This window comes from Agromyces neolithicus, from assembly GCF_039529735.1.
GTDB classification, from domain to species: Bacteria; Actinomycetota; Actinomycetes; order Actinomycetales; family Microbacteriaceae; genus Agromyces; species Agromyces neolithicus.
Map to the genome: position 1 here is coordinate 156868 of NZ_BAAANJ010000007.1, position 18169 is coordinate 175036.

The following is an 18169-nucleotide window of genomic DNA, read 5'->3' on the forward strand; positions in this document are numbered from 1 at the left end:
CGCATTCGAGCCCACCCCCGATTGGCTTCTCTTGACCTCAATGACGACGGCCCCCGCCACGAGCGAAACACCCCGACGACCATCACGATCGTCGTCGGGCAGCACCCTCGGCCGCTACATCCTCATCCGCGCACTGCTCATCATCCCGACGGTGTTCATCCTCGTCACCCTGGTGTTCGTGCTCATGCGAACGACCGGTGACCCGATCACCGCGGCACTCGGCGGCCGTCTCAGCGCCGAACAGCTCCAAGAGCGCATCCACGAGGCCGGTTTCGACCGCCCCGTGATCGTGCAGTACATCGAGTACATCGGGCAGATCTTCACCGGCAACTTCGGTACGACGATCAGCGACAACCGCCCGGTCACTGAAGTGCTCCTCACGTACGGCACCGCCACCTTCGAACTCGTCTTCTATTCGCTCATCGTCGCGTTCGTCATCGGCATCCCGTTCGGGTTGCTCGCGGCCTATCACCGCGACAAGGGCCAAGACGCGAGCCTTCGCGTGTTCGCGATCCTCTGTTACGCCACGCCGGTCTTCTTCTCGGGCCTGCTGCTGAAGCTCATCTTCGCGGTCTGGCTCAAAGTGCTGCCGGTCTCGGGCCGCGCCTCGACCGGCGCGACGATCGAGATGGAGACCCTGCCGAACAACACCGGCTTCTACACGATCGACGCGATCATGACCGGCAATCCCGCCGTGCTCGGTGACGTGCTCGCCCACGCCGTGCTGCCGTCAATCGCGCTCGGCCTGCTGACGGCCGGCGTGTTCCTGCGTCTCGTGCGCACCAATGTCATCGGCACTCTGTCGACCGACTACGTCGATGCCGCCCGTTCGCGCGGCGTCAGCGAATACCGGCTCGTGCGCAAGCACGCCTACCGACCGGCGCTCATCCCGATCATCACGGTCATGGGCCTGCAGATCGCCCTGCTGCTCGGCGGCGCCGTGCTCACTGAGACGACGTTCGAATGGAAGGGTCTCGGCTTCCAGCTCACCGAGTACCTGCAGGCACGCGACTTCGTCGCCGTGCAGGGCATCGTCGTGCTGCTCGCCGTGATCGTGGCGATCACGAACTTCATCGTCGACATCATCGCGGCGCTCATCGACCCGAGGGTGAGGTACTGATATGTCGACCGACACCGTCGAGCGCGCACCCAAGCGCCTCCTCCGCGACCGACTCCCGGTCGTGCACCAGCTGCGGCAGAGCGTCGGACTGCAGCGCGGCATGCTCGTCGCCGGCCTCGTGATCACGGCGATCTTCGTGCTGGTGGCGATTTTGGCGCCGGTCATCGCACCGTACGGATTCGCCCAGCTGCGCGACGACCAGGGCTTGTTCGGCAGTTCGCAGCCACCGTCACCCGAGCACATATGGGGAACAACGGTCGGCGGCTACGACGTGCTGTCGCGGGTCTTGTGGGGCGCGCAGACCGCGTTGCTCGTCATCGTCGTCGCAGTCATACTCTCGCTCTTCGCGGGGGTGCTGCTCGGTCTCTTCTCGGGCTACCTCGGCGGGTGGCTCGACCGGGTGCTCGTCGTCATCTGCGATGCGATCTACGCATTCCCTGCGCTGCTGCTCGCGATCGTCGTGGCGATCGTCATCTCCGGCGGGCAGTCGAGCCTTCTGGGCGGAGTGGTGGCAGCCGCGATCTCGATCACGGTCGTCTTCATCCCGCAGTACTTCAGGGTGATCCGGGCCGAGACGGTGCGCATCAAGGCAGAGGCCTATGTCGAGTCGGCGAAGGTGCTCGGCGCGTCGAGTAGTCGCATCATGTTCCGCCACGTGCTGCGCAACGCCACGCGCACGCTGCCGCTCATCTTCACGCTCAACTCGTCCGAGGCGATCCTCACGCTCGCGGGCCTCGGCTTCCTCGGTTTCGGCATCGAGCCGACGTCGGGTGCTGAGTGGGGGTACGACCTGAACAAGTCGCTCGCAGACGTGTCGAGCGGCATCTGGTGGACCGCGCTGTACCCGGGCCTCGCGATCGTGTTCGCCGTGCTCGGCATCACGCTGGTCGGTGAGAGCCTCAACGATCTCGCCGATCCGCGTCTGCGTGGCCGACGCAGGGTCGCGCAGTCGGCGGGCGAGGTCGCCGAGACGTCGGTGGTTCCCGGGGGCACCCTCGACGCAGGGCCGGGCGGGCTCGCGGGCCTCGAAGACGGGGAATCGTTCGAAGAGCATGGAATCGAGGTCAAGCCGTGAGCACGGTGGTCGACATCAAGGGCCTCGGCGTCTCGTTCGCCACCGACGCCGGTGCCGTGAAAGCGGTCGAAGACGTCTCGCTGTCGGTCGAACGGGGCGAGGTGCTCGCGATCGTCGGTGAGTCGGGCAGCGGCAAGACCGTCACGGCGAAGACGATCCTCGGCCTGCTGCCCGAGACGGCGACGACGCGCGGTGCGGTCATCCTGTCGAACAAGGCGGGCACCGCCGAGCACGACGTCATCTCGCTTTCGAAGAAGACGCTGCGATCCGTGCGCGGAACCGACGTCGCGATGATCTTCCAAGAACCCTCGACCGCGTTGAACCCCGTGTACACCGTCGGTTGGCAGATCGTCGAGGGTCTTCAAGCGCACACCGACATCTCGAAGAAAGATGCCCGGGCGAAGGCCATCGACGTGCTGCGCCGTGTCGGCATTCCCGACCCCGACGTGCGCATCGACCACTACCCGCATCAATTCTCGGGCGGGCAGAAGCAGCGCATCGTGATCGCGATGGCACTCGTCCTCGATCCCGGGCTCATCGTCGCCGACGAGCCCACGACCGCGCTCGACGTCACGGTGCAGGCCGAGATCCTCGATCTGCTGCGCAGGTGCCGCGACGAGTTCGGCATGGGCATCGTGCTGATCACCCACAACATGGGCGTCGTCGCCGACCTCGCCGATCGCGTGGCGGTCATGTACCAGGGCAAGGTCGTCGAAGAGGCCGATTCGCAGACGCTCTTCGCGTCGCCGAAAGACGACTACACGAAGGCGCTGCTCGCGGCAGTGCCGTATGTCGGCACGGGCACCGCCAAGACGATGGCCAGGGCGCAGTCGCGCCCCGAGGGATGGGCCGAGCAGACGCCGGTCGTCGAGGCGTCGGGCCTCGAGATCGTCTACCCGGGTCGCTTCGGACGCCCGGGGTTCCGTGCCGTCAACGGTGTCGACTTCGTGATCCGACCCGGCGAGGTGCTCGGGCTCGTCGGCGAGTCGGGTTCGGGCAAGACCACGATCGGCCGTGCGATCGCCGGGCTCACCAAGGTGACGGGCGGCTCGCTCAAGGTGCTCGGGCACGAGATGAACGGCATTCGCGAGCGCGATTTCCGGCCGACACGCAGTCGCATCGGGTTCGTCTTCCAAGACCCCGCGTCGAGCTTCAACCCGCTGCTCACGATCGCCGACTGCGTCGCCGAACCGCTGGTCATCCACGGTCGGGCGAGCGATTCCAACGATGCCCGTCGACGCGTCGACGAACTGCTCGAGGCGGTGCAGCTGCCCCGTGCCTACGGCGATCGCTACCCGCACGAGTTGAGCGGCGGCCAGCGGCAGCGCGCGAGCCTCGCGCGCTCGCTTGCGCTCGAGCCCGAACTGCTCATCGCCGACGAGCCGACCTCGGCGCTCGACGTCTCGGTACAGGCTCGGGTGCTCGAGTTGTTCGCGGAACTCCAGCACGAGTTCGGCTTCGCATCGCTGTTCATCAGCCATGATCTGGCCGTCGTCGACCTGCTCGCCGATCGCATCGCGGTGATGTATCGCGGCTCTCTCGTCGAAGAGGGCACCGGCGTCGAAGTGCTCGGCGCGCCCGAAGACCCGTATACGCAGCGACTGCTGGCATCGCTGCCGGTGCCCGACCCGGTCGCGCAGGCCGAACGGCGCGAGCAGCTGCGGCGGTTGCGAGAGGCCGACTGATGGCACGTGCTGCGCACGGCTACCCGATCGTCTTGAGCGACCTGTCGCTCGAGTACCCGCCGCACGGCCCGAGCCCGGCCCATGTCGCACTGCACGGGTTGACGCTGACGATCGCGCCGGGTGAGGTGCTGGGCGTGCTCGGCAGCGCAGGAAGCGGCAAGAGCACGCTCGCGAAAGTGCTCTCGGGCGATGCGTTCGAGCCGCGCGGAGGCGACGTGCGCCCGGTGATCACCGGCGGCGACGTCAGCGTGCTCGGCCAGGGCTTGCGGCGCATGCCGAAGCGCAAGCTCGCCGAGTACCGGTTCCACGTGGGGTACATGCCGCAGGGAGCCTCGTCGATGCTGCCGGCAGACCTCAGCGTCGCCGAGATCATCGCCGAGCCCATCCTCGAACGCGACCATCGCTACAACCGGCGTGCGCTGGCCACCCGGGTCGCGACCATGCTCGACGGGGTTCGGCTGCCGCTCAGCATGCTCGAGCGCTACCCCTACGAACTGAGCGGCGGCCAGCGGCAGCGAGTCGCGCTCGCGCGCGCGCTCGTGCTCGGGCCGTCGGTGCTCATCGCCGATGAGCCGACCGCAGGCATCGACCTCAGTGTGCGCGACGTCGTGGCGCAGCTCATCGGCGAACTGCGCGAGCAGCACGCGTTCTCGGCGATGCTCATCAGCCACGACCTGCCGGTGCTGCGCAGCATCGCCGACCGCATCGCGGTGCTCGATCGCGGCGAACTCGCGGCGATCGGCACGATCGACGACGTGTTCCACGACCCGCACCATCCCTACGTCAAGGCCCTCGCCGGGGCACTCGACGACGGCCACGCGATCATCGACGACCTCGCTTCCGACGCCCCGTCATGACGCAAGACTCGTGATGACGCACGACCCGAACAGTGAACCGAACGTGCGGCATCGTGCTGTCGCCGGGGCGCCGGGCGGCGCGACGCCGCCCAGCACGGCGGTCGAACCGGGGCCGATCGCCATCCTGCCGACCCCCGACGCCGTCGTGGCCGACGCCGTGCGCCGCGGCGGCGGCACCCTCGCCCCGCTTTCGCCCGAGACGCGCGGGATCGTGTGGGTCGCGGCATCCGGTGCCGACGAACTCGCGGCAGTGCTCGACGCACACCCGGCCGTGAGCTGGGTGCAGTTGCCGTGGGCCGGCGTCGACGCGTTCTCGGGGGTTCTGCAGACCGTCCGCGACGACGGCAGGGTGTGGACGAGCGCGAAGGGCGCCTACGCCCAGCCGGTGGCCGAACACGCGCTCACCCTCGCGCTCGCGTTGATGCGGGTGCTGCCGCGTCGCATCCGCGCGACGAGTTGGCAGGCCGACGAGGTCGGCCGCAGCCTGTACGGCGCACGCGTCGTCATCGTCGGAGCGGGCGGCATCGCCCTCGAGCTGCTGCGCCTGCTCCGCCCGTTCGACGTCGACGCGACGATCGTACGGCGCCAGCACACGGCTGTGCCCGGCGCGGCGAGGACCCTGCCCAGCACCCGGCTGGGCGAAGCGCTCGACGGTGCCGCGGTGGTCTTCGTCGCCGCGGCGCTCACGCACGCATCGCACCGACTCATCGGCCGCGCTGAGCTCGCGAGGCTCGCTCCGGGGGCGATCCTCGTGAACGTCGCCCGCGGAGCGCTCGTCGACACCGAGGCGCTGCTCGAGGCGCTCGAGTCGGGCAGACTCGGTGGCGCCGGCCTCGACGTGACCGACCCCGAGCCGCTTCCCGATGGGCATGCGCTGTGGTCGGCACCCGACTGCATCATCACGCCCCACGTCGCCGACACCGACGAGATGACCGCCCCGCTGTTCGCCGAACGCGTGGCCGTCAACGTGCGGGCGTTCCTCGCCGACGGCGACTTCGTCGGCCGCATCGACCCGTCGGTCGGATACTGATCGCGGCATACGTCGGGCGCCGCGTACCGGGGCGCCCGCCGAATTGGGATCAGCGCAACCCTTTGCTAGAGTATCGATGCTGCAAAGCGATCCTCCATAGCTCAATTGGCAGAGCAATCGGCTGTTAACCGATAGGTTCTTGGTTCGAGTCCAAGTGGGGGAGCGAACAGGGCCGTCCGGGCGATCGGGCGGCCTTCGTCGATTCAGGAGGCGCGGTGAACGGGTTGTCCGATGCTCCGGAGCCGGGCGTCGCACTGCGCGACACTGCCGTGCGCGACGGTCTCGCCGTCGGGCTCGCGACCGCCGTGTACGGCATCTCGTTCGGTGCCCTCGCAGTCGCGGCGGGCCTCGACATCTGGCAGACCTGCTTTCTCAGTCTGGTGATGTTCACGGGCGGGTCGCAGTTCGCCCTCGTCGGGGTGCTCGCGAGCGGTGGCGTCGCCGCCGGCGGCTCGGCGATCGCGACCGCGGCGATGCTGGGCATCAGGAATGTCGTCTACGGCATGCGCATGAAGCCGATCCTCGAGGGGCCGCCGGCCACCGGCCAGACGTCGCCGATGTGGCGTCGCGTCGCCGCCGCATGGGTCACGATCGACGAGTCGACCGCGGTGGCACTCGCACAGTCGAACGATCGCTCGGCCCGCATCGGGTTCTGGGTGACCGGCATCGTCGTCTTCGTCGGCTGGAACATCACCACCTTCGTGGGCGCGCTCATCGGCGACGCGATGGGCGACACGCGGGCCTGGGGGCTCGACGCGGCCGCCGCCGCGGCGTTCCTGGGGCTGCTCTGGCCCCGTCTCAAGCGCGTTCAGGCCGGGGCGGTCGCCGTCGGCGCAGCCGTGGTCGCCACACTGATGACCCCCGTGCTCATGCCCGGGTTGCCGGTGCTCGTCGCCGCGGTCGTCGCCGTCGTGGTCGGCTGGTTCGACCTGTTCCGCCGCAGGAGCGAGTCATGACGACCTGGCACATCATCCTCATCGCATCGGCTGCGACGCTCGCCCTGAAGCTCGCCGGCCATCTCGTGCCCGCCGGGTTCCTCGAACGCGAGCGGCCCGCGCGCATCGCCGACCTGCTCACCGTCGCCCTGCTGGCCGCACTCATCGCGGTGCAGACACTCGGCGAGGGCTCGTCGATCGTGATCGACGCGCGCGTTCCCGCGGTCATCGTCGCAGCGGCGCTCTACGCGCTGCGCGTGCCGTTCGTGGTCGTGGTCTTCGTCGCCGCCGCGGTCGCCGCGGGCATCAGGGCGTTCACCTGAGCGGATGTCCCGGCTCGGCCGCATACCCGGCGCACGGGTCATCCGATCACTGCCACCGGTGCGGTGCGCGGCCCATCAGCCCTCGAGGTCGTCGACGCCGGGCAGCCATTGCACGCCCGGCTTGCCCCAGCCGAGCTTGCGGCTGAGCTTCTGCACGAGCTTCTGATCGCGTTCGCCGAGGCGGTCGACGTAGAGCGTGCCGTCGAGGTGGTCGTACTCGTGTTGGAAGATGCGGGCGAGCCAGCCCTCGGCCTCGATCTCGAACGGCGAGCCCTCAAGATCGGTTGCGCGCAGAATCGCGCGCTCGGCCCGTCGCAGGCCGAACCGTTCGCCCGGGAATGACAGGCAGCCCTCGGACTCCTCAACATCGTCGGCCTCGCCGGCAGGCGGCGGGGTGATCCACAGTTCGGGATTGATCGCGACGCCCCGCCAGCGCGTTCCGTCGTCGTCGACCCAGCCGTACGTGAACAGGCGAAGCCCCACGCCGACCTGCGGTGCCGCGAGACCGACTCCCGGAGCGGCATCCATCGTCTCGAACATATCGGCGACGAGCGTGCGCAGTTCGTCGTCGATGGTGTCGATGGGCAGAGCGGGGGAGTGCAGCACCGGATCGCCGGTGATTCGAATGGGGAGCACGGCCATTCGGCAAGGATATCGGCCGGTCAGCGGGTAGGGTCGTTGCGTGGAACCGCTGAATGATCTCGTCGAGCAGATTCCGCTCGACCCGTCGACCTTCATCGGCATCCCGCTCGCGTTGATCGGTGCGGTCTTCCTCTCGCTCGGCGCGCAGTTCCAGCACCGCGGCGTCGTCAAGGTCGAGGCGCACACCGCCGACACGCTCGGCAAGGGCCTGAACGGCAGGCAGCTCGCGCTGCTGCTCGCACGGCCGTCGTGGGTGCTCGGCACGCTCATGCTGGGGCTCGCGATCGTCTTCCAGCTGTCGAGCCTGTACTTCGCGCCGATCATCGTGGTGCAGCCACTCGGCGCGATCGCGCTCGTGATCACCTCGATCGTGAACTCGCGGGTGAACCACGTCGAACTGAAGCGCAAGTCGATCACGGCGATCATCATGTGCGTCGGCGGCGTGTTCCTCTTCGTCGGCGTCGCGGCCTTCACCGCGGTCGACAAACCCGTCACCGACCGTCAGCTGATCGTGATCCTGATCATCCTCGCGGTCGTGCTGGCCGTCGCAGGCATCACCTTCGTGCTCTTCCGAACGAGCATTCGGGCCATCTACTACGTGATCATGGCGGGCGTGCTGTACGGCTTCGTCGCGACCCTCGCCAAGGTCGTGCTCGGGCGCATCGAGCAGGGCGAATTCGAGTGGCTCACGTTCACCTGCCTGCTCGGCCTGCTGCTCGCGACGGCGCTCGGCGCGTACTTCGTGCAGAACGCGTACGCGTCGGGCCCGCCCGACCTCGTGATCGCCGGCCTCACCGTGGTCGACCCACTCGTGGCGGTGGTCATCGGCATCGTGGTGCTGGGCGAGGCCTCGCAAGCGCCGCCGTGGGCGATCGCTGTCTACGTGGTCTCTGGCGCGATCGCGGTCTGGGGCGTGTTCCAGCTCGCGAAGAACCACCCGCAGACTCGACTCTGAGCGAAGATCGGCCGCCCTTCGCCGCTGGTCCGGCGACATGCATGGTGAGCACGCACGGCGCCGCGCTGCGTAGACTATCTTCGGATGAAGCCCCGTGAGCGCCTCTCTGCGCGCCGCCGTGCTCGACGGGACCGATCGTCCCGCCCCCAAGAACTGTGAGGAACAACACCACGTGTCTGACACCCCCGGTGCGAGTACCCCCGCCGGCGCCGGCGACTCCGAGACCGAGCGCCCGCTGCGCATCCTGATCGGCGCCGACACCTTCGCCCCCAACGTGAACGGCGCGGCCCGCTTCGCCGAGCGCCTCGCCGCAGGGCTCGTCGAGCGCGGGCACGAGGTGCACGTCGTGGCGCCTGCGGCGAACCGCAAGCACGGCACGTGGAAAGAGATCCACGAGGGCCAGGAGATCATCGCGCACCGGCTCTACAGCTGGCGCTGGTACCCGCACGACTGGCTGCGGTTCGCTCTGCCCTGGCGCATCAAGCAGAACAGCGCCCGCGTGCTCGACGAGGTGAAGCCCGATGTGGTGCACTTCCAGTCGCACATCATCACCGGGCGTGGCCTCTCGATCGAAGCCGAGAAACGGGGCATCCGCATCGTCGGCACCAACCACTTCATGCCCGAGAACATGCTCGAGTTCACCCTGTTGCCCAAGGCGTGGCAGGACTGGGCGGTCGGGCTGGCCTGGAAGGCCGCGCGACGCACGTTCGGTCGTGCCGAGTCGGTGACGACCCCGACGCGCAAGGCCGCACAGTTTCTCGAGAAGCACACCGGGCTGTCGGGCGTACACGCGATCTCGTGCGGCATCGACGCGCACAAGTACTCGCCCAACTGGGAGCAGCGAACCGAGAACCGCATCCTCTTCGTCGGCCGGGTCACTGGCGAGAAGCAGATCGACGTGCTGCTGCGCGCGCTCACCCTGCTGCCCGCAGAGCTCGATGCCAAGGTCGAGATCGTCGGCGGTGGCGATCAGAAGCGCAACCTCGAGCACTTCGCAGCCGAGCTGGGCATCGCCGACCGCGTGACGTTCACCGGCTACGTCACCGACGACGAGCTTCGCGACGCCTACCACCGAGCCTCGGTGCTCGCGATGCCCTCGATCGCCGAGCTGCAGAGCATCGTGACCATGGAGGCGATGGCGTCGGCACTGCCGGTCGTCGCCGCGAACGCCATGGCGCTGCCACACCTGGTGCATGACGGCGAGAACGGGTACCTCTTCGAGCCCTCGAGCCCCGAAGACCTCGCCGCCAAGCTGCGCCACGTGCTCGAGGCATCTCCTGACGAGTACCGCGCGCTCAAAGACGGGTCGATCAGGCTGATCGCCGCCCACGACATCCAGCGCACGCTCTCGACGTTCGAGAGCCTGTATCGTGGAAAGCCGGTGACCGACCCGGTCACCTATGTCGCGCCGGCGGCGCTTCCCGAGTGACGCGGCGCGCGGGGCGGTAGCTCAGCTGGTCAGAGCAGTGGACTCATAATCCATCGGTCACGGGTTCAAGTCCCGTCCGCCCTACCGTAATTCGACTTGATCAGGGTTTCTTGCCTCTAGTAGAGGGCAGGGACTTGATGTCGTCAACGTTGATCCAACGTTTATTCGTTCGCGCGCGCCGAAATGGGCGTGCTCCGGTCAGCGTGGTCGACCGTACTCGACCGAGTTGGGTTCGCCTCGAACACCTTCGTCGTATGAACAGCGAACGCCTCTCCGGGCTCGGCCTCGAGCCCATGTTGACCACGAGCGAGCTCGCCGAATACCTCGGCGTGCACGTGCAGGCCATCTACGACCTGCGCACCGACGGACGCGGACCTGCCGGCATGCGGGTCGGCCGGGAGATCCGCTACCGCGTCTCCGACGTCATCCACTGGCTGGACGGGATTCACGAGCCGCAAGCCGTGCCTGCTGTCGGAGGCGAGGGTTGATGGCCGGCCGTCCCCGGTTGGCGATCGGCACCTACGGCAGCATCCAGACGACCGAGTCAGCGCGCGGACGGTTCCGCGCGCTGACCCGGTTCCGCGACTGGGACGGGCAGACGCGCCAGGTCGGCGACAGGGGATAGCCGCAACGCGGCGGTCACCGCGCTGAAGCTCGATCTGCAGGAGCGAATGCGGCACGCCGGCACGCAGGGCTCGCTCACCCCCGACTCGAAGTTCACGGACCTCGCCGACGCATGGCTGGACGATCTACGGTTGGACGTCGACCGTGCTGAGAGCACGAAAGAGACCTACGAGCGCCAGCCCCGGGGCAGCGTGCTGCCGTTCTTCGCTGACTTCGCGGTGCGCGAAATCACCGTCGGCCGAATCGAGCGGTACCTGAAGCAACAGCGGCAGCGGTCATTCTCGATGGCCAAGCATTCGAAGACGACGCTGAGCATGGTCCTGGCGTTCGGCGTGCGGCAAGGGCTCCTCGATCGGAATCCCGTGAAAGAGACGTCGCAACTGAAGAAGCCCAAGCGAGTTCCGAAGGCCCTCACTCCCCAAGAGCTGGCGGCGATCCGGACGGCGGCGCGGGAGTTCGGCACTGATACGCATTGGCTCGGGCCTCGACCGGATGGGCAGGTGCGCGATCTCATCGAGGTCATGCTCGGTACGGCGACTCGTATTGGTGAGGCACTCGCGCTGCGGAAATGCGACGTCGATGTGACGGCGGACCCGCCGCGGGTCGAGATCTGCGGAACGATCATCCAGCGCAGCGGGATGCCGGTGTACCGGCGGGAGCAGCCAAAGACGAAGGAATCGAATCGGCTCGTGCCGATCCCGTTGTTCGCAGCCGAGGTGCTTCGGCGGCGGCTCGCCTTGCTTCCGGCCGATGCTGAGCCTGAGCATCTGCTCTTCTTCTCGAAGAACAACACACCCCTCACCCTGTCCGACGGAACGCATGCGGCGAGATCCCCGCATCGGCGAGGCCGGCCAGCTCGAGGATCTTCCGGAACTGGCGCCGTACGTTTGCGGGGAGGTCTTCGACGAACGCGGCGACGAGCGCGGCGGAGTTGTTCGCCCCGGCGCCGGTAGCGTGCAGGTAGAGGGTGCCGTTGCTGCGGAGGAATCCTTCGGGGTCGAATGCTTCGCCGTCGCCGGGGGAGACGGCGTCGAGCAAGCGGGGGTCGGCGAGGGCGCCAAGTGAGAGAGACACGCCTTGCCAGATCGAGTCGCGGGTGCGGGGGTCGGCTTCGAGCATGGCCTGGAGTGAGTCGCCCCACCCGGTCGCGGCGGCGGAGTTGCCGAGCAGGATTGCGACGGCGTCGTGGGCTGCGGCTGGGTCGAGGGTCCACCGGTAGAGCTCGGCGGCTGGGCGGTGGTCGAGCGCTGCGGCGTGGAGGAGCGCTTGGAGGGCGGTGCGGGTCTTGACTTCCCAGAATCCGCCGCCGTCGATGACGCGTGAACCTAATGTCGCGCATCGTGGGCAACGGCATCAGATCGGCGGGCGCTCCTGATCATCAGGTAGGCGATACGGGGCTGATGGCGCTCCCGCCGGTGGCACTGCAGCCATTGAGTCGGCCGCCTGCTGCGTCAGTAGTTGTCGGGCAAGTTCGTCGCGTTGCCGTTGCTCTGCGCGGATGACATGCCTGCTGAGCGCAGCGATGCCGGCGCTGACCAGGCCGGCGAAGAGTCCATAGACGATGATCGCGAAGATCGCGGACACGTCGAGGTAGCTCGTCTCGCTGACCGGGCGGGGCGGGAAGATGTCGCGGAACGGTTGCAGGTAGGAGTCCGACACGCGCAATACCAGGGCCGAGAAGTCCGCTGTTGGGTTGGCGCCGAACAGGAGGAGGAACACCCGCAGGGTCAGTGAGACCACACCGACGACGACCCACGTGTACAGCAGCCACGCACTTGCTCGCAACACGGTGAGATACCACGGCGCCTTCACGGCGGGTGGCGGCGCCGCTGCAGCGGCGGTCATGAGCCGTGGCCTTCGCGCTGGCCCCGTCCGCTGCGACGATCAATCCGATGGGACTGCTCCGTGTTCATGGTTCCCCCGAGTTCATGGTTCGCCGACCGAGATGATGTGAGCGAATGCGCCACCCGCCCGTCCGGCCTGAACGGAGGGTGCTCGGGTGAGCTCGGCTCGTTGATGATGTTCATGGAAACCCCTAGTCGATACGGTCGATCTCGCCGATCTGCCAGCTCTTGTCGAAGAACCCTTGCAACGGGCTGTACAGCCGAATGCACGCGAAGAAGCCTCGCTCCGGATCGGTCTGAATCCAGTTCCCGTCCCGGACGCCATCCGGCTTGGTCGGCGCGAAGTGCAACGTCGTTGAGCCGTCCGGCTCGGCCTCGGCCGCGGGCGTCGGATAGTTCTGGCTTCCTGCGCGCGGATACAGTTGGGGAGTCTGCAACATCGACCGCGTCTGGGTGTCGTAGAGGGTCATGGACCAGAACCGCTCCTGCGGGATACCGGGCGGGAGAGTGACCGTGTAGTGGGCGCCGCCTTCGAAGTAGGCCCCCTGAGAATCCCTGTACGCGATGAGGTACTGCGAGCCGACCCCGGTCAGCCGCATGCACATCGCGGGCGTGATGCCCGTGTACCCGTAGAAGAACGTCGTGCGCGAGTGCAGTTTGCGCGAACCGGTCGCCGGTAACGGGACGATGCCCTCGGTGGTGACCATCGGCGGTGGTGTCTCGAAGTTGTACCCGCCCACGAACAGCAGGGCGATCCACGCTGATCCGGGGTAGTACTGCATCCCACTGCGTTCGCTGTTGAACATCACGGTCCGGGACATCGCTGTGCCGATCGCGGCGGCCTCGTCGAGGATCGCCCGCATCCGAGCGTCGGGGTCGAACTTCTCGCCCTTGACGATCCCGATCGCTTCGAACTGACCCATGATCTCGGGGTCGAGGAACCCGAGCGGCTGATCCTGGACGAATTCGTTCACCTGATCGAAGAACCGTGCGTCGGTGAATGGGATCGTGTTGAACGCCTTGCCGGTCCCATGCACGAAGGTCGTGTCCGGGATCTCCGCGGCCGTCCCAGGGCGAACCTTCCCCTCGAGCAGGGTCGCGACGGCGGTCCCCGCCCCTCCGGGCGCGTACGGGTAGATCTTCAAGCTCTGCTTGATCAGATCGACGATCGGTCCAGGGTCGCTGTTCGTCATGAAGGCGCGACCGAGCATGAGGGCGTGGTCCGTGCGTGATTCCCGCCCGACATAGAACCCGTCGTCGGGGAGGTCGCCCGCGTACCCGGGAGGCAGGAGGAGGAACCGGCCGCCCGCCCCGCGATCGGGACCGGGGAACCCGAAATCGATCATCCAGTTGAACGCCATGTCGTCGAAGATCCCGATCGATTCGGGTGCTGTCTCGACCACCATCGGCCCCGAGCTCAGATCGATGAACGAGAGGTAGTAGACCGTATCGGCGTTCGCGGTGAGGAAGAGCGACTCGGAGCTCATCACGTCGAACATCAGGACCTCGTTGTCGGCGACCCCCGCACTCTGGAAGCCTTTTCGCAAGGCGGTCATCGAGGCGACCTGATATCCGTTCGTGAACGCGTTGACGGCATGCAACAGGTCGAGCTGGTCGAAGACGTTCTCGACTGTCTCAGACGATGGAGCCCCGTCGGTGAACTCCATCGTTCCGAGGCGCGTCTCGAGCCGATCCGCAACGGCGAGATCGTTTCGCCAGTCATGCTCCCTGTTGTTCATGAGCTTCCCCCTTCGGTCTGTGCGGCAGCAGGCCCGAGCGCGCCTGCGCGGCATCTTTCGTTGGGAGAGTCCCACCAACCTCGCAGCGACGTTTCATTCCATCTGTACGAAGCGACGAATCCGTGCGGGGGATGGGAGTCGCGTCGAACACCGTGCGTGCAGAGGATCACACAATTCAAATGAAGGGACGCGTCCGTGCCTGGGAAACTCTGAGCAGTAGGCCGCTTCTCTCACGAGTTGAGCGGGGGCGGCGGTGTGACGTTCCGCATATCGAGCAAACGGTCACGTACCCAGTGATCAGCTCGACGCACGAGTTTCGAGGAAACGATGGCTCAGTTGCCGGTGAACCGACTGGCGCGGGCGGGCGTGCGCTCGGTCGCCGGGCGCTTCGTGATGCGCGCGCTCCGAGACATCCGTGAACTCGAACTGTTCGATCGAGCGATGACGCTCGCAGCGCAGGCGTTCACCTCCATCCTTCCGGTTCTGATCGTCGCCGGCTCGTTGCGAGGAAGCCTGAATCCAGAGGCGAACTCATTGGTCGCCAACAATCTCGGCCTCGATGATCGCACCGCAGACCTGGTGCAGCAGTCCATGCCTCAGCAGGTCGAGGGCGTGACGCTCACGCAAGTCATCGCCGCACTGCTGCTCATCGTTGCCGCGACATCCTTCGCCCGCGCGCTCGAGCGTTGCTTCCTGAGGATCTGGAAGACGCCGAAGGCCGGCATCCGCTTCGCGTGGCGCTGGGTCGCCGGGATCGTCGCGATCGTCATCGGGTTGCTCGTCGTAGTCGCGACTCGCAACATCGTGCGGGGCACAGATGCCATCTCGGTGCTCGAGTTCATCCTCGAGGCAGCGATCTGGAGCGCACTGTGGTGGATCGCGTCATGGGTCGTGGTCAACCGCAGCATCAGCCTGCGGGCGCTTCTGCCGGGATCGGTGCTCGCCGGGCTCGGATTCGCCGTGGCCACAGTTGTGGGGCGCGGGTATCTGCCGGGGGCACTCGCTGCGTCCGCCGAGCAATTCGGCGTACTCGGACTCGCCTTCTCGTATATCGGCTGGCTGTTCGTGCTGATGTCGGTGCTCCTGATCGCGGTGACCATCGGCCGGGTCATTCACCTGGCCTTGATCGGGCAGTTGTGGAGCCGCTCAGGTGAGGCGGCCGAAGCTCGTACATCGACACACAGGGGCCTGCCATGAGCCCAGCCCGCGACGGGGTCCACGCATTCGGGCGAGCACCTGCGCAGCGATACGGCGCCGGACTCAGCCTTCAGGCTGCTGATTGGCGCACGCTGCGCTGATCTTCGCAACCGCCTCCTGGATCTCCGTCTGTTGCTCTGCGATCGCGTCGACGTCGAGTTCACCTTCTGCGTCGGTCGGAAGCGTGCCGACCGCCACCGCCGCATCGCTGAGCTTCATGTCAAGCGTTTCAAGGGTGTCGGCTACGTCGGGGTTGTCGGCCTTCTCGGCCAACGTTCCTGCGCGCTGGCTGTACCCCTCGAGGGTCGCCTGGATCTCGGCGGGATCGTCGGCCGACGCAAGTGCGTTCTGCGCGCCGTTCGACAGGTCGCGCAGCGCATCCTGAATCGTCGCGCACGCATCGGCGACCGAAGTGGGAGCGGTGCCATCGGCGGCGCAGCCCGATAGGGCGCAGCCCGAGAGCACGAGTGCAGCTGCGAAGGCGAGTGCGGCGGTTGTTCTGGTTCCATGCATGGTGACTTCTCCGATCCGGGTGCGTCCGGTTGGAGCACCCCCGATTTTGGTGCGCCAGGTGGTGGGCACCGAATGTCGCCCACGCACGGAGTGCGTGATCCGATCAAACCGCGTGACCCGCAGGGGCGCTCCGGTCGCCGTTGCGGAGTCATGCTTCGTCTCCTTCGCCGGCATCAATGTCCTTGGCCGCGCGCCCCCGTTGGACCGCGGCGGTGAGCAGTCGGACGCCGGCGCCCAGCACGACCAGGTTCAAGATCATCTGGATCATGGCGAGGACACGCGCGGGCTCGCTGGCCGGGCTGATGTCGCCGAAGCCGACCGTGGAGAACACGGTGACGGTGAAGTACAGGGTATCGACGCGAGTGAGTGGATCGGTGCTGAAGCTCGCGGGGTCGTCGCGTGCCATCAGGAAGTATGTGGCCGCGAACAGCAGGAGGTACAGGGGGACGATGACGGCGAGTGCCACGATCCCGCGACGTCCCGGCTGCGGCGAGCGGAGGATCGCACGGATCTGCCACCATGACACGGCGACCAGCACCAGCGGGGCCAGCACGAGAACGACGGACATGGGTACTCCGTCGATCCAGGTGAGTGGCGCCAGAAAGTACAGGGTCACGAGGATGACGGCCATGATGAGGGCCTGGAACAACCCGCGCACGATGAACCGACGGCGCTCGGCACGCGACATGTCGGATGTGGTCGTCCCGGTCATCTCGCCCTCCGCTCCCAGCTGTGCGTCGTCTGTGCGTCCTCGGCGAGCCTGCTCACGCCGGCTCGGCTGCCTCGAGGCGGCCTGATGCCACCGCATCGGCGAAGGCCGCGTAGTCACGATCGTTCTGGTCGGCGTAGTCGCGAGCGAACGCGGCGATCGCATGGTCGAAGCGGTCGCTCCGTCCCAGATATGCGGCGATGGCGACACGGTCGCCTGCACGCGAATGGGCTCGCGCGAGGGTCTCACCGCAGATGTGCGCGTAGGCTTTGGCCGTCGCGGCATTCATCGTGTCGACGTCGGCGGAGCCCTTCCAGTCGTGCAGTTGCCGAATGTAGAAGTCGCGTTCGATCCCATCCACGCCGGGCTCGCGGCGCCAGCCCAGGAAGAGGTCGCTGGCTGCCTGCATCAGACGTTGCCCCCTGACCACGCGTTCGCCGTGGTTCTCGTATCTGCTCGGCGGCAGGAATCGCTCAAGCACTGACGCCTCGGCTTGCTTGGCCTGCAGGAGGAGCGGGTCTGCATCGTCGCGACCGCGCAGCAGGACGATCCACGCGCGCGTGCCGACGCTGCCCACGCCCACGACTTTGCGTGCCATGTGCACGTACGAGTATTCACGCATCGGATGATTCTGCGGCTGCAGCGTCGACTGGTAGGTGGCGAGCACCTCCCGCATCCATTCCTCTTCCTGGTCCCTCGTTCGGCCCTGAGGGAGGAGCTGCTCGATCGGAACGATGAGCGGGGAGTCAGCGGCGATCCGGAGCTCGCCATCGATCACTTCCACGAGCTTGGCGACTGCGCGAGTGCTGTCCTTCGTGCGTGCCTTCGCGAGTGCGGCGTCGGTGCGCTTCGCCAGTTTGTCCACGGTGCGTTTGGACTGCCCGGCTGTGATCACATCGAGGATCCGGTCTGCGTCGAGCCGGTCGTACCAGGCGTCGAGTACTCGGGCCTCGGCCAGTTGCAGCATCCGCTCGCGATAGCCGCGCACGACGGTGAGGTTGATCTCTCGGCGCTGTTCGTCGGTGAAGTCACGACTCCGGCCGGCAACCTCGAAGCTCGTCGCGAGCCTCTTGACATCCCACTCCCACGGCCCTGGCAGCGTCTCGTCGAAATCGTTCATATCGAAGATGAGGGTCCGTTCGGGCGTGCCGAAGACGCCGAAGTTCGACAGGTGCGCGTCCCCGCAGATCTGGGTCGTGATCCCGGACACCGGTGTTCCTGCCAGATCGGCCGCCATCAGCAGCGCCGCACCGCGGTAGAAGGTGAATGGCGACACAAGCATGCGCGCATGCCGGATCGGCACCAGTTCGGGCACCCGGGTCGTCGCCTGCTCCTCGAGCAGGGCGACCGGATCGGGCCGCGTGGGCGGGGCCATCCAGCCCTCGTGGGCAGAGCGAGGCGTGCGCCTGCGAGGGTCTCGGCCGTCCGCTGCACGAGCGGCGAAGTCGCCGGCTCTCGGCGGAACCACGTCGGATGCACTCCGAACGCTCGC

At 67.2% G+C, this 18169-nt stretch carries 19 protein-coding genes, 2 tRNA genes and 1 pseudogene; 15 read left to right on the forward strand and 7 right to left on the reverse strand.

The annotated features are described in order from the left end of the window. The first annotated feature begins 40 nt into the window (after nt 1-40). The 8 genes from ABD164_RS11030 to ABD164_RS11065 all read left to right on the forward strand — a co-directional run bounded on the left by ABD164_RS11030 (nt 41) and on the right by ABD164_RS11065 (nt 7025). Nucleotides 41-1120, forward strand: a complete 1080-nt coding sequence (locus ABD164_RS11030) for an ABC transporter permease (protein ID WP_344296294.1) — start codon at nt 41-43, stop codon at nt 1118-1120. A 1-nt stretch (nt 1121) separates the two neighbouring features. Beyond that, nucleotides 1122-2195, forward strand: coding sequence for an ABC transporter permease (locus ABD164_RS11035; RefSeq protein WP_344296106.1), 1074 nt, complete (start codon nt 1122-1124; stop codon nt 2193-2195). Next, nucleotides 2192-3880: an ABC transporter ATP-binding protein gene (locus ABD164_RS11040; RefSeq protein ID WP_344296108.1), complete on the forward strand. Its 1689-nt coding sequence runs from the start codon at nt 2192-2194 to the stop codon at nt 3878-3880. Before ABD164_RS11035 ends, ABD164_RS11040 begins: the two co-directional genes overlap by 4 nt. After that, entirely contained in the window at nt 3880-4737 is an 858-nt protein-coding gene (locus ABD164_RS11045; protein WP_344296109.1) for an ABC transporter ATP-binding protein, read from the forward strand. Before ABD164_RS11040 ends, ABD164_RS11045 begins: the two co-directional genes overlap by 1 nt. Before the next feature lie 13 nt (nt 4738-4750). Then, nucleotides 4751-5767 (forward strand): NAD(P)-dependent oxidoreductase, encoded by a 1017-nt coding sequence (locus tag ABD164_RS11050; RefSeq protein WP_344296111.1) that lies wholly within the window; start codon nt 4751-4753, stop codon nt 5765-5767. Nucleotides 5768-5857: 90 nt separating this feature from the next. Beyond that, nucleotides 5858-5930 (forward strand) — tRNA-Asn (locus ABD164_RS11055). 61 nt (nt 5931-5991) lie between these two features. Next, the gene (locus ABD164_RS11060; protein ID WP_344296296.1) at nt 5992-6723 is read left to right on the forward strand and encodes an AzlC family ABC transporter permease; all 732 of its coding nucleotides are present in this window, start codon (nt 5992-5994) and stop codon (nt 6721-6723) included. Next, a complete protein-coding gene (locus ABD164_RS11065; RefSeq protein WP_344296113.1) occupies nt 6720-7025 on the forward strand; it encodes an AzlD domain-containing protein in 306 nt (101 codons plus the stop codon). Before ABD164_RS11060 ends, ABD164_RS11065 begins: the two co-directional genes overlap by 4 nt. A 75-nt stretch (nt 7026-7100) precedes the next feature. Here the strand turns inward: ABD164_RS11065 and def are convergent, their stop codons facing one another. After that, on the reverse strand, nt 7101-7667 hold the full coding sequence (gene def, locus ABD164_RS11070; RefSeq protein WP_344296116.1) for a peptide deformylase: 567 nt from the start codon (nt 7665-7667) through the stop codon (nt 7101-7103). Nucleotides 7668-7707: 40 nt separating this feature from the next. Here def and ABD164_RS11075 point away from each other — a divergent pair, with 40 nt between their 5' ends. The 6 genes from ABD164_RS11075 to ABD164_RS11100 all read left to right on the forward strand — a co-directional run bounded on the left by ABD164_RS11075 (nt 7708) and on the right by ABD164_RS11100 (nt 11628). Beyond that, the gene (locus ABD164_RS11075; RefSeq protein ID WP_344296117.1) at nt 7708-8622 is read left to right on the forward strand and encodes a DMT family transporter; all 915 of its coding nucleotides are present in this window, start codon (nt 7708-7710) and stop codon (nt 8620-8622) included. 172 nt (nt 8623-8794) lie between these two features. Beyond that, nucleotides 8795-10051 carry a glycosyltransferase gene (locus ABD164_RS11080; protein WP_344296118.1) on the forward strand — a complete coding sequence of 419 codons (1257 nt, stop codon included), beginning with the start codon at nt 8795-8797 and terminating at the stop codon, nt 10049-10051. Between the two features lie 10 nt (nt 10052-10061). After that, nucleotides 10062-10135 (forward strand) — tRNA-Ile (locus ABD164_RS11085). Between the two features lie 170 nt (nt 10136-10305). Beyond that, entirely contained in the window at nt 10306-10539 is a 234-nt protein-coding gene (locus tag ABD164_RS11090; RefSeq protein ID WP_344296121.1) for a helix-turn-helix domain-containing protein, read from the forward strand. Beyond that, nucleotides 10539-10676, forward strand: a complete 138-nt coding sequence (locus ABD164_RS11095) for a hypothetical protein (protein WP_344296122.1) — start codon at nt 10539-10541, stop codon at nt 10674-10676. The genes ABD164_RS11090 and ABD164_RS11095 overlap by 1 nt, the downstream gene beginning before the upstream one ends. A gap of 46 nt (nt 10677-10722) precedes the next feature. After that, the gene (locus ABD164_RS11100) at nt 10723-11628 is read left to right on the forward strand and encodes a tyrosine-type recombinase/integrase (RefSeq protein WP_344296124.1); all 906 of its coding nucleotides are present in this window, start codon (nt 10723-10725) and stop codon (nt 11626-11628) included. On the opposite strand, the pseudogene ABD164_RS11105 reads toward ABD164_RS11100, so the two are convergent. The 3 genes and pseudogenes from ABD164_RS11105 to ABD164_RS11115 form a co-directional block, all read right to left on the reverse strand. Continuing rightward, nucleotides 11552-11989, reverse strand: a pseudogene (locus tag ABD164_RS11105) (type VI secretion protein); the annotation flags it as partial. The gene ABD164_RS11100 and the pseudogene ABD164_RS11105 sit on opposite strands and share 77 nt — an antisense overlap. A gap of 39 nt (nt 11990-12028) precedes the next feature. Beyond that, nucleotides 12029-12520, reverse strand: a complete 492-nt coding sequence (locus ABD164_RS11110; RefSeq protein ID WP_344296125.1) for a YggT family protein — start codon at nt 12518-12520, stop codon at nt 12029-12031. Nucleotides 12521-12710: 190 nt separating this feature from the next. Further along, nucleotides 12711-14312 carry a DUF1254 domain-containing protein gene (locus tag ABD164_RS11115; protein ID WP_344296127.1) on the reverse strand — a complete coding sequence of 534 codons (1602 nt, stop codon included), beginning with the start codon at nt 14310-14312 and terminating at the stop codon, nt 12711-12713. A gap of 273 nt (nt 14313-14585) precedes the next feature. Here ABD164_RS11115 and ABD164_RS11120 point away from each other — a divergent pair, with 273 nt between their 5' ends. Beyond that, nucleotides 14586-15455, forward strand: coding sequence for a YhjD/YihY/BrkB family envelope integrity protein (locus ABD164_RS11120; RefSeq protein ID WP_344296129.1), 870 nt, complete (start codon nt 14586-14588; stop codon nt 15453-15455). Between the two features lie 63 nt (nt 15456-15518). On the opposite strand, the gene ABD164_RS11125 is transcribed toward ABD164_RS11120, so the two are convergent. The 3 genes from ABD164_RS11125 to ABD164_RS11135 form a co-directional block, all read right to left on the reverse strand. After that, complete coding sequence (locus tag ABD164_RS11125; protein WP_344296131.1) at nt 15519-16037, reverse strand: hypothetical protein; 519 nt, start codon at nt 16035-16037, stop codon at nt 15519-15521. A gap of 79 nt (nt 16038-16116) precedes the next feature. Next, entirely contained in the window at nt 16117-16680 is a 564-nt protein-coding gene (locus ABD164_RS11130; RefSeq protein ID WP_344296132.1) for a potassium channel family protein, read from the reverse strand. 52 nt (nt 16681-16732) lie between these two features. After that, a complete protein-coding gene (locus tag ABD164_RS11135) occupies nt 16733-17992 on the reverse strand; it encodes a DUF2252 domain-containing protein (protein WP_344296134.1) in 1260 nt (419 codons plus the stop codon). Nucleotides 17993-18169 lie beyond the last annotated feature (177 nt).

Excerpts from the sequence above, each read along its gene's own strand:
- ABD164_RS11030 (WP_344296294.1), top strand. The coding sequence starts at position 41 with ATGACGACGGCCCCCGCCACGAGCGAAACACCCCGACGACCATCACGA.
- ABD164_RS11035 (WP_344296106.1), top strand. The coding sequence starts at position 1,122 with ATGTCGACCGACACCGTCGAGCGCGCACCCAAGCGCCTCCTCCGCGAC.
- ABD164_RS11045 (WP_344296109.1), top strand. The coding sequence starts at position 3,880 with ATGGCACGTGCTGCGCACGGCTACCCGATCGTCTTGAGCGACCTGTCG.
- ABD164_RS11050 (WP_344296111.1), top strand. The coding sequence starts at position 4,751 with ATGACGCACGACCCGAACAGTGAACCGAACGTGCGGCATCGTGCTGTC.
- ABD164_RS11065 (WP_344296113.1), top strand. The coding sequence starts at position 6,720 with ATGACGACCTGGCACATCATCCTCATCGCATCGGCTGCGACGCTCGCC.
- def (WP_344296116.1), bottom strand. The coding sequence starts at position 7,667 with ATGGCCGTGCTCCCCATTCGAATCACCGGCGATCCGGTGCTGCACTCC.
- ABD164_RS11090 (WP_344296121.1), top strand. The coding sequence starts at position 10,306 with ATGAACAGCGAACGCCTCTCCGGGCTCGGCCTCGAGCCCATGTTGACC.
- ABD164_RS11095 (WP_344296122.1), top strand. The coding sequence starts at position 10,539 with ATGGCCGGCCGTCCCCGGTTGGCGATCGGCACCTACGGCAGCATCCAG.
- ABD164_RS11100 (WP_344296124.1), top strand. The coding sequence starts at position 10,723 with ATGCGGCACGCCGGCACGCAGGGCTCGCTCACCCCCGACTCGAAGTTC.
- ABD164_RS11110 (WP_344296125.1), bottom strand. The coding sequence starts at position 12,520 with ATGACCGCCGCTGCAGCGGCGCCGCCACCCGCCGTGAAGGCGCCGTGG.
- ABD164_RS11115 (WP_344296127.1), bottom strand. The coding sequence starts at position 14,312 with ATGCCGCGCAGGCGCGCTCGGGCCTGCTGCCGCACAGACCGAAGGGGG.
- ABD164_RS11120 (WP_344296129.1), top strand. The coding sequence starts at position 14,586 with ATGGCTCAGTTGCCGGTGAACCGACTGGCGCGGGCGGGCGTGCGCTCG.
- ABD164_RS11130 (WP_344296132.1), bottom strand. The coding sequence starts at position 16,680 with ATGACCGGGACGACCACATCCGACATGTCGCGTGCCGAGCGCCGTCGG.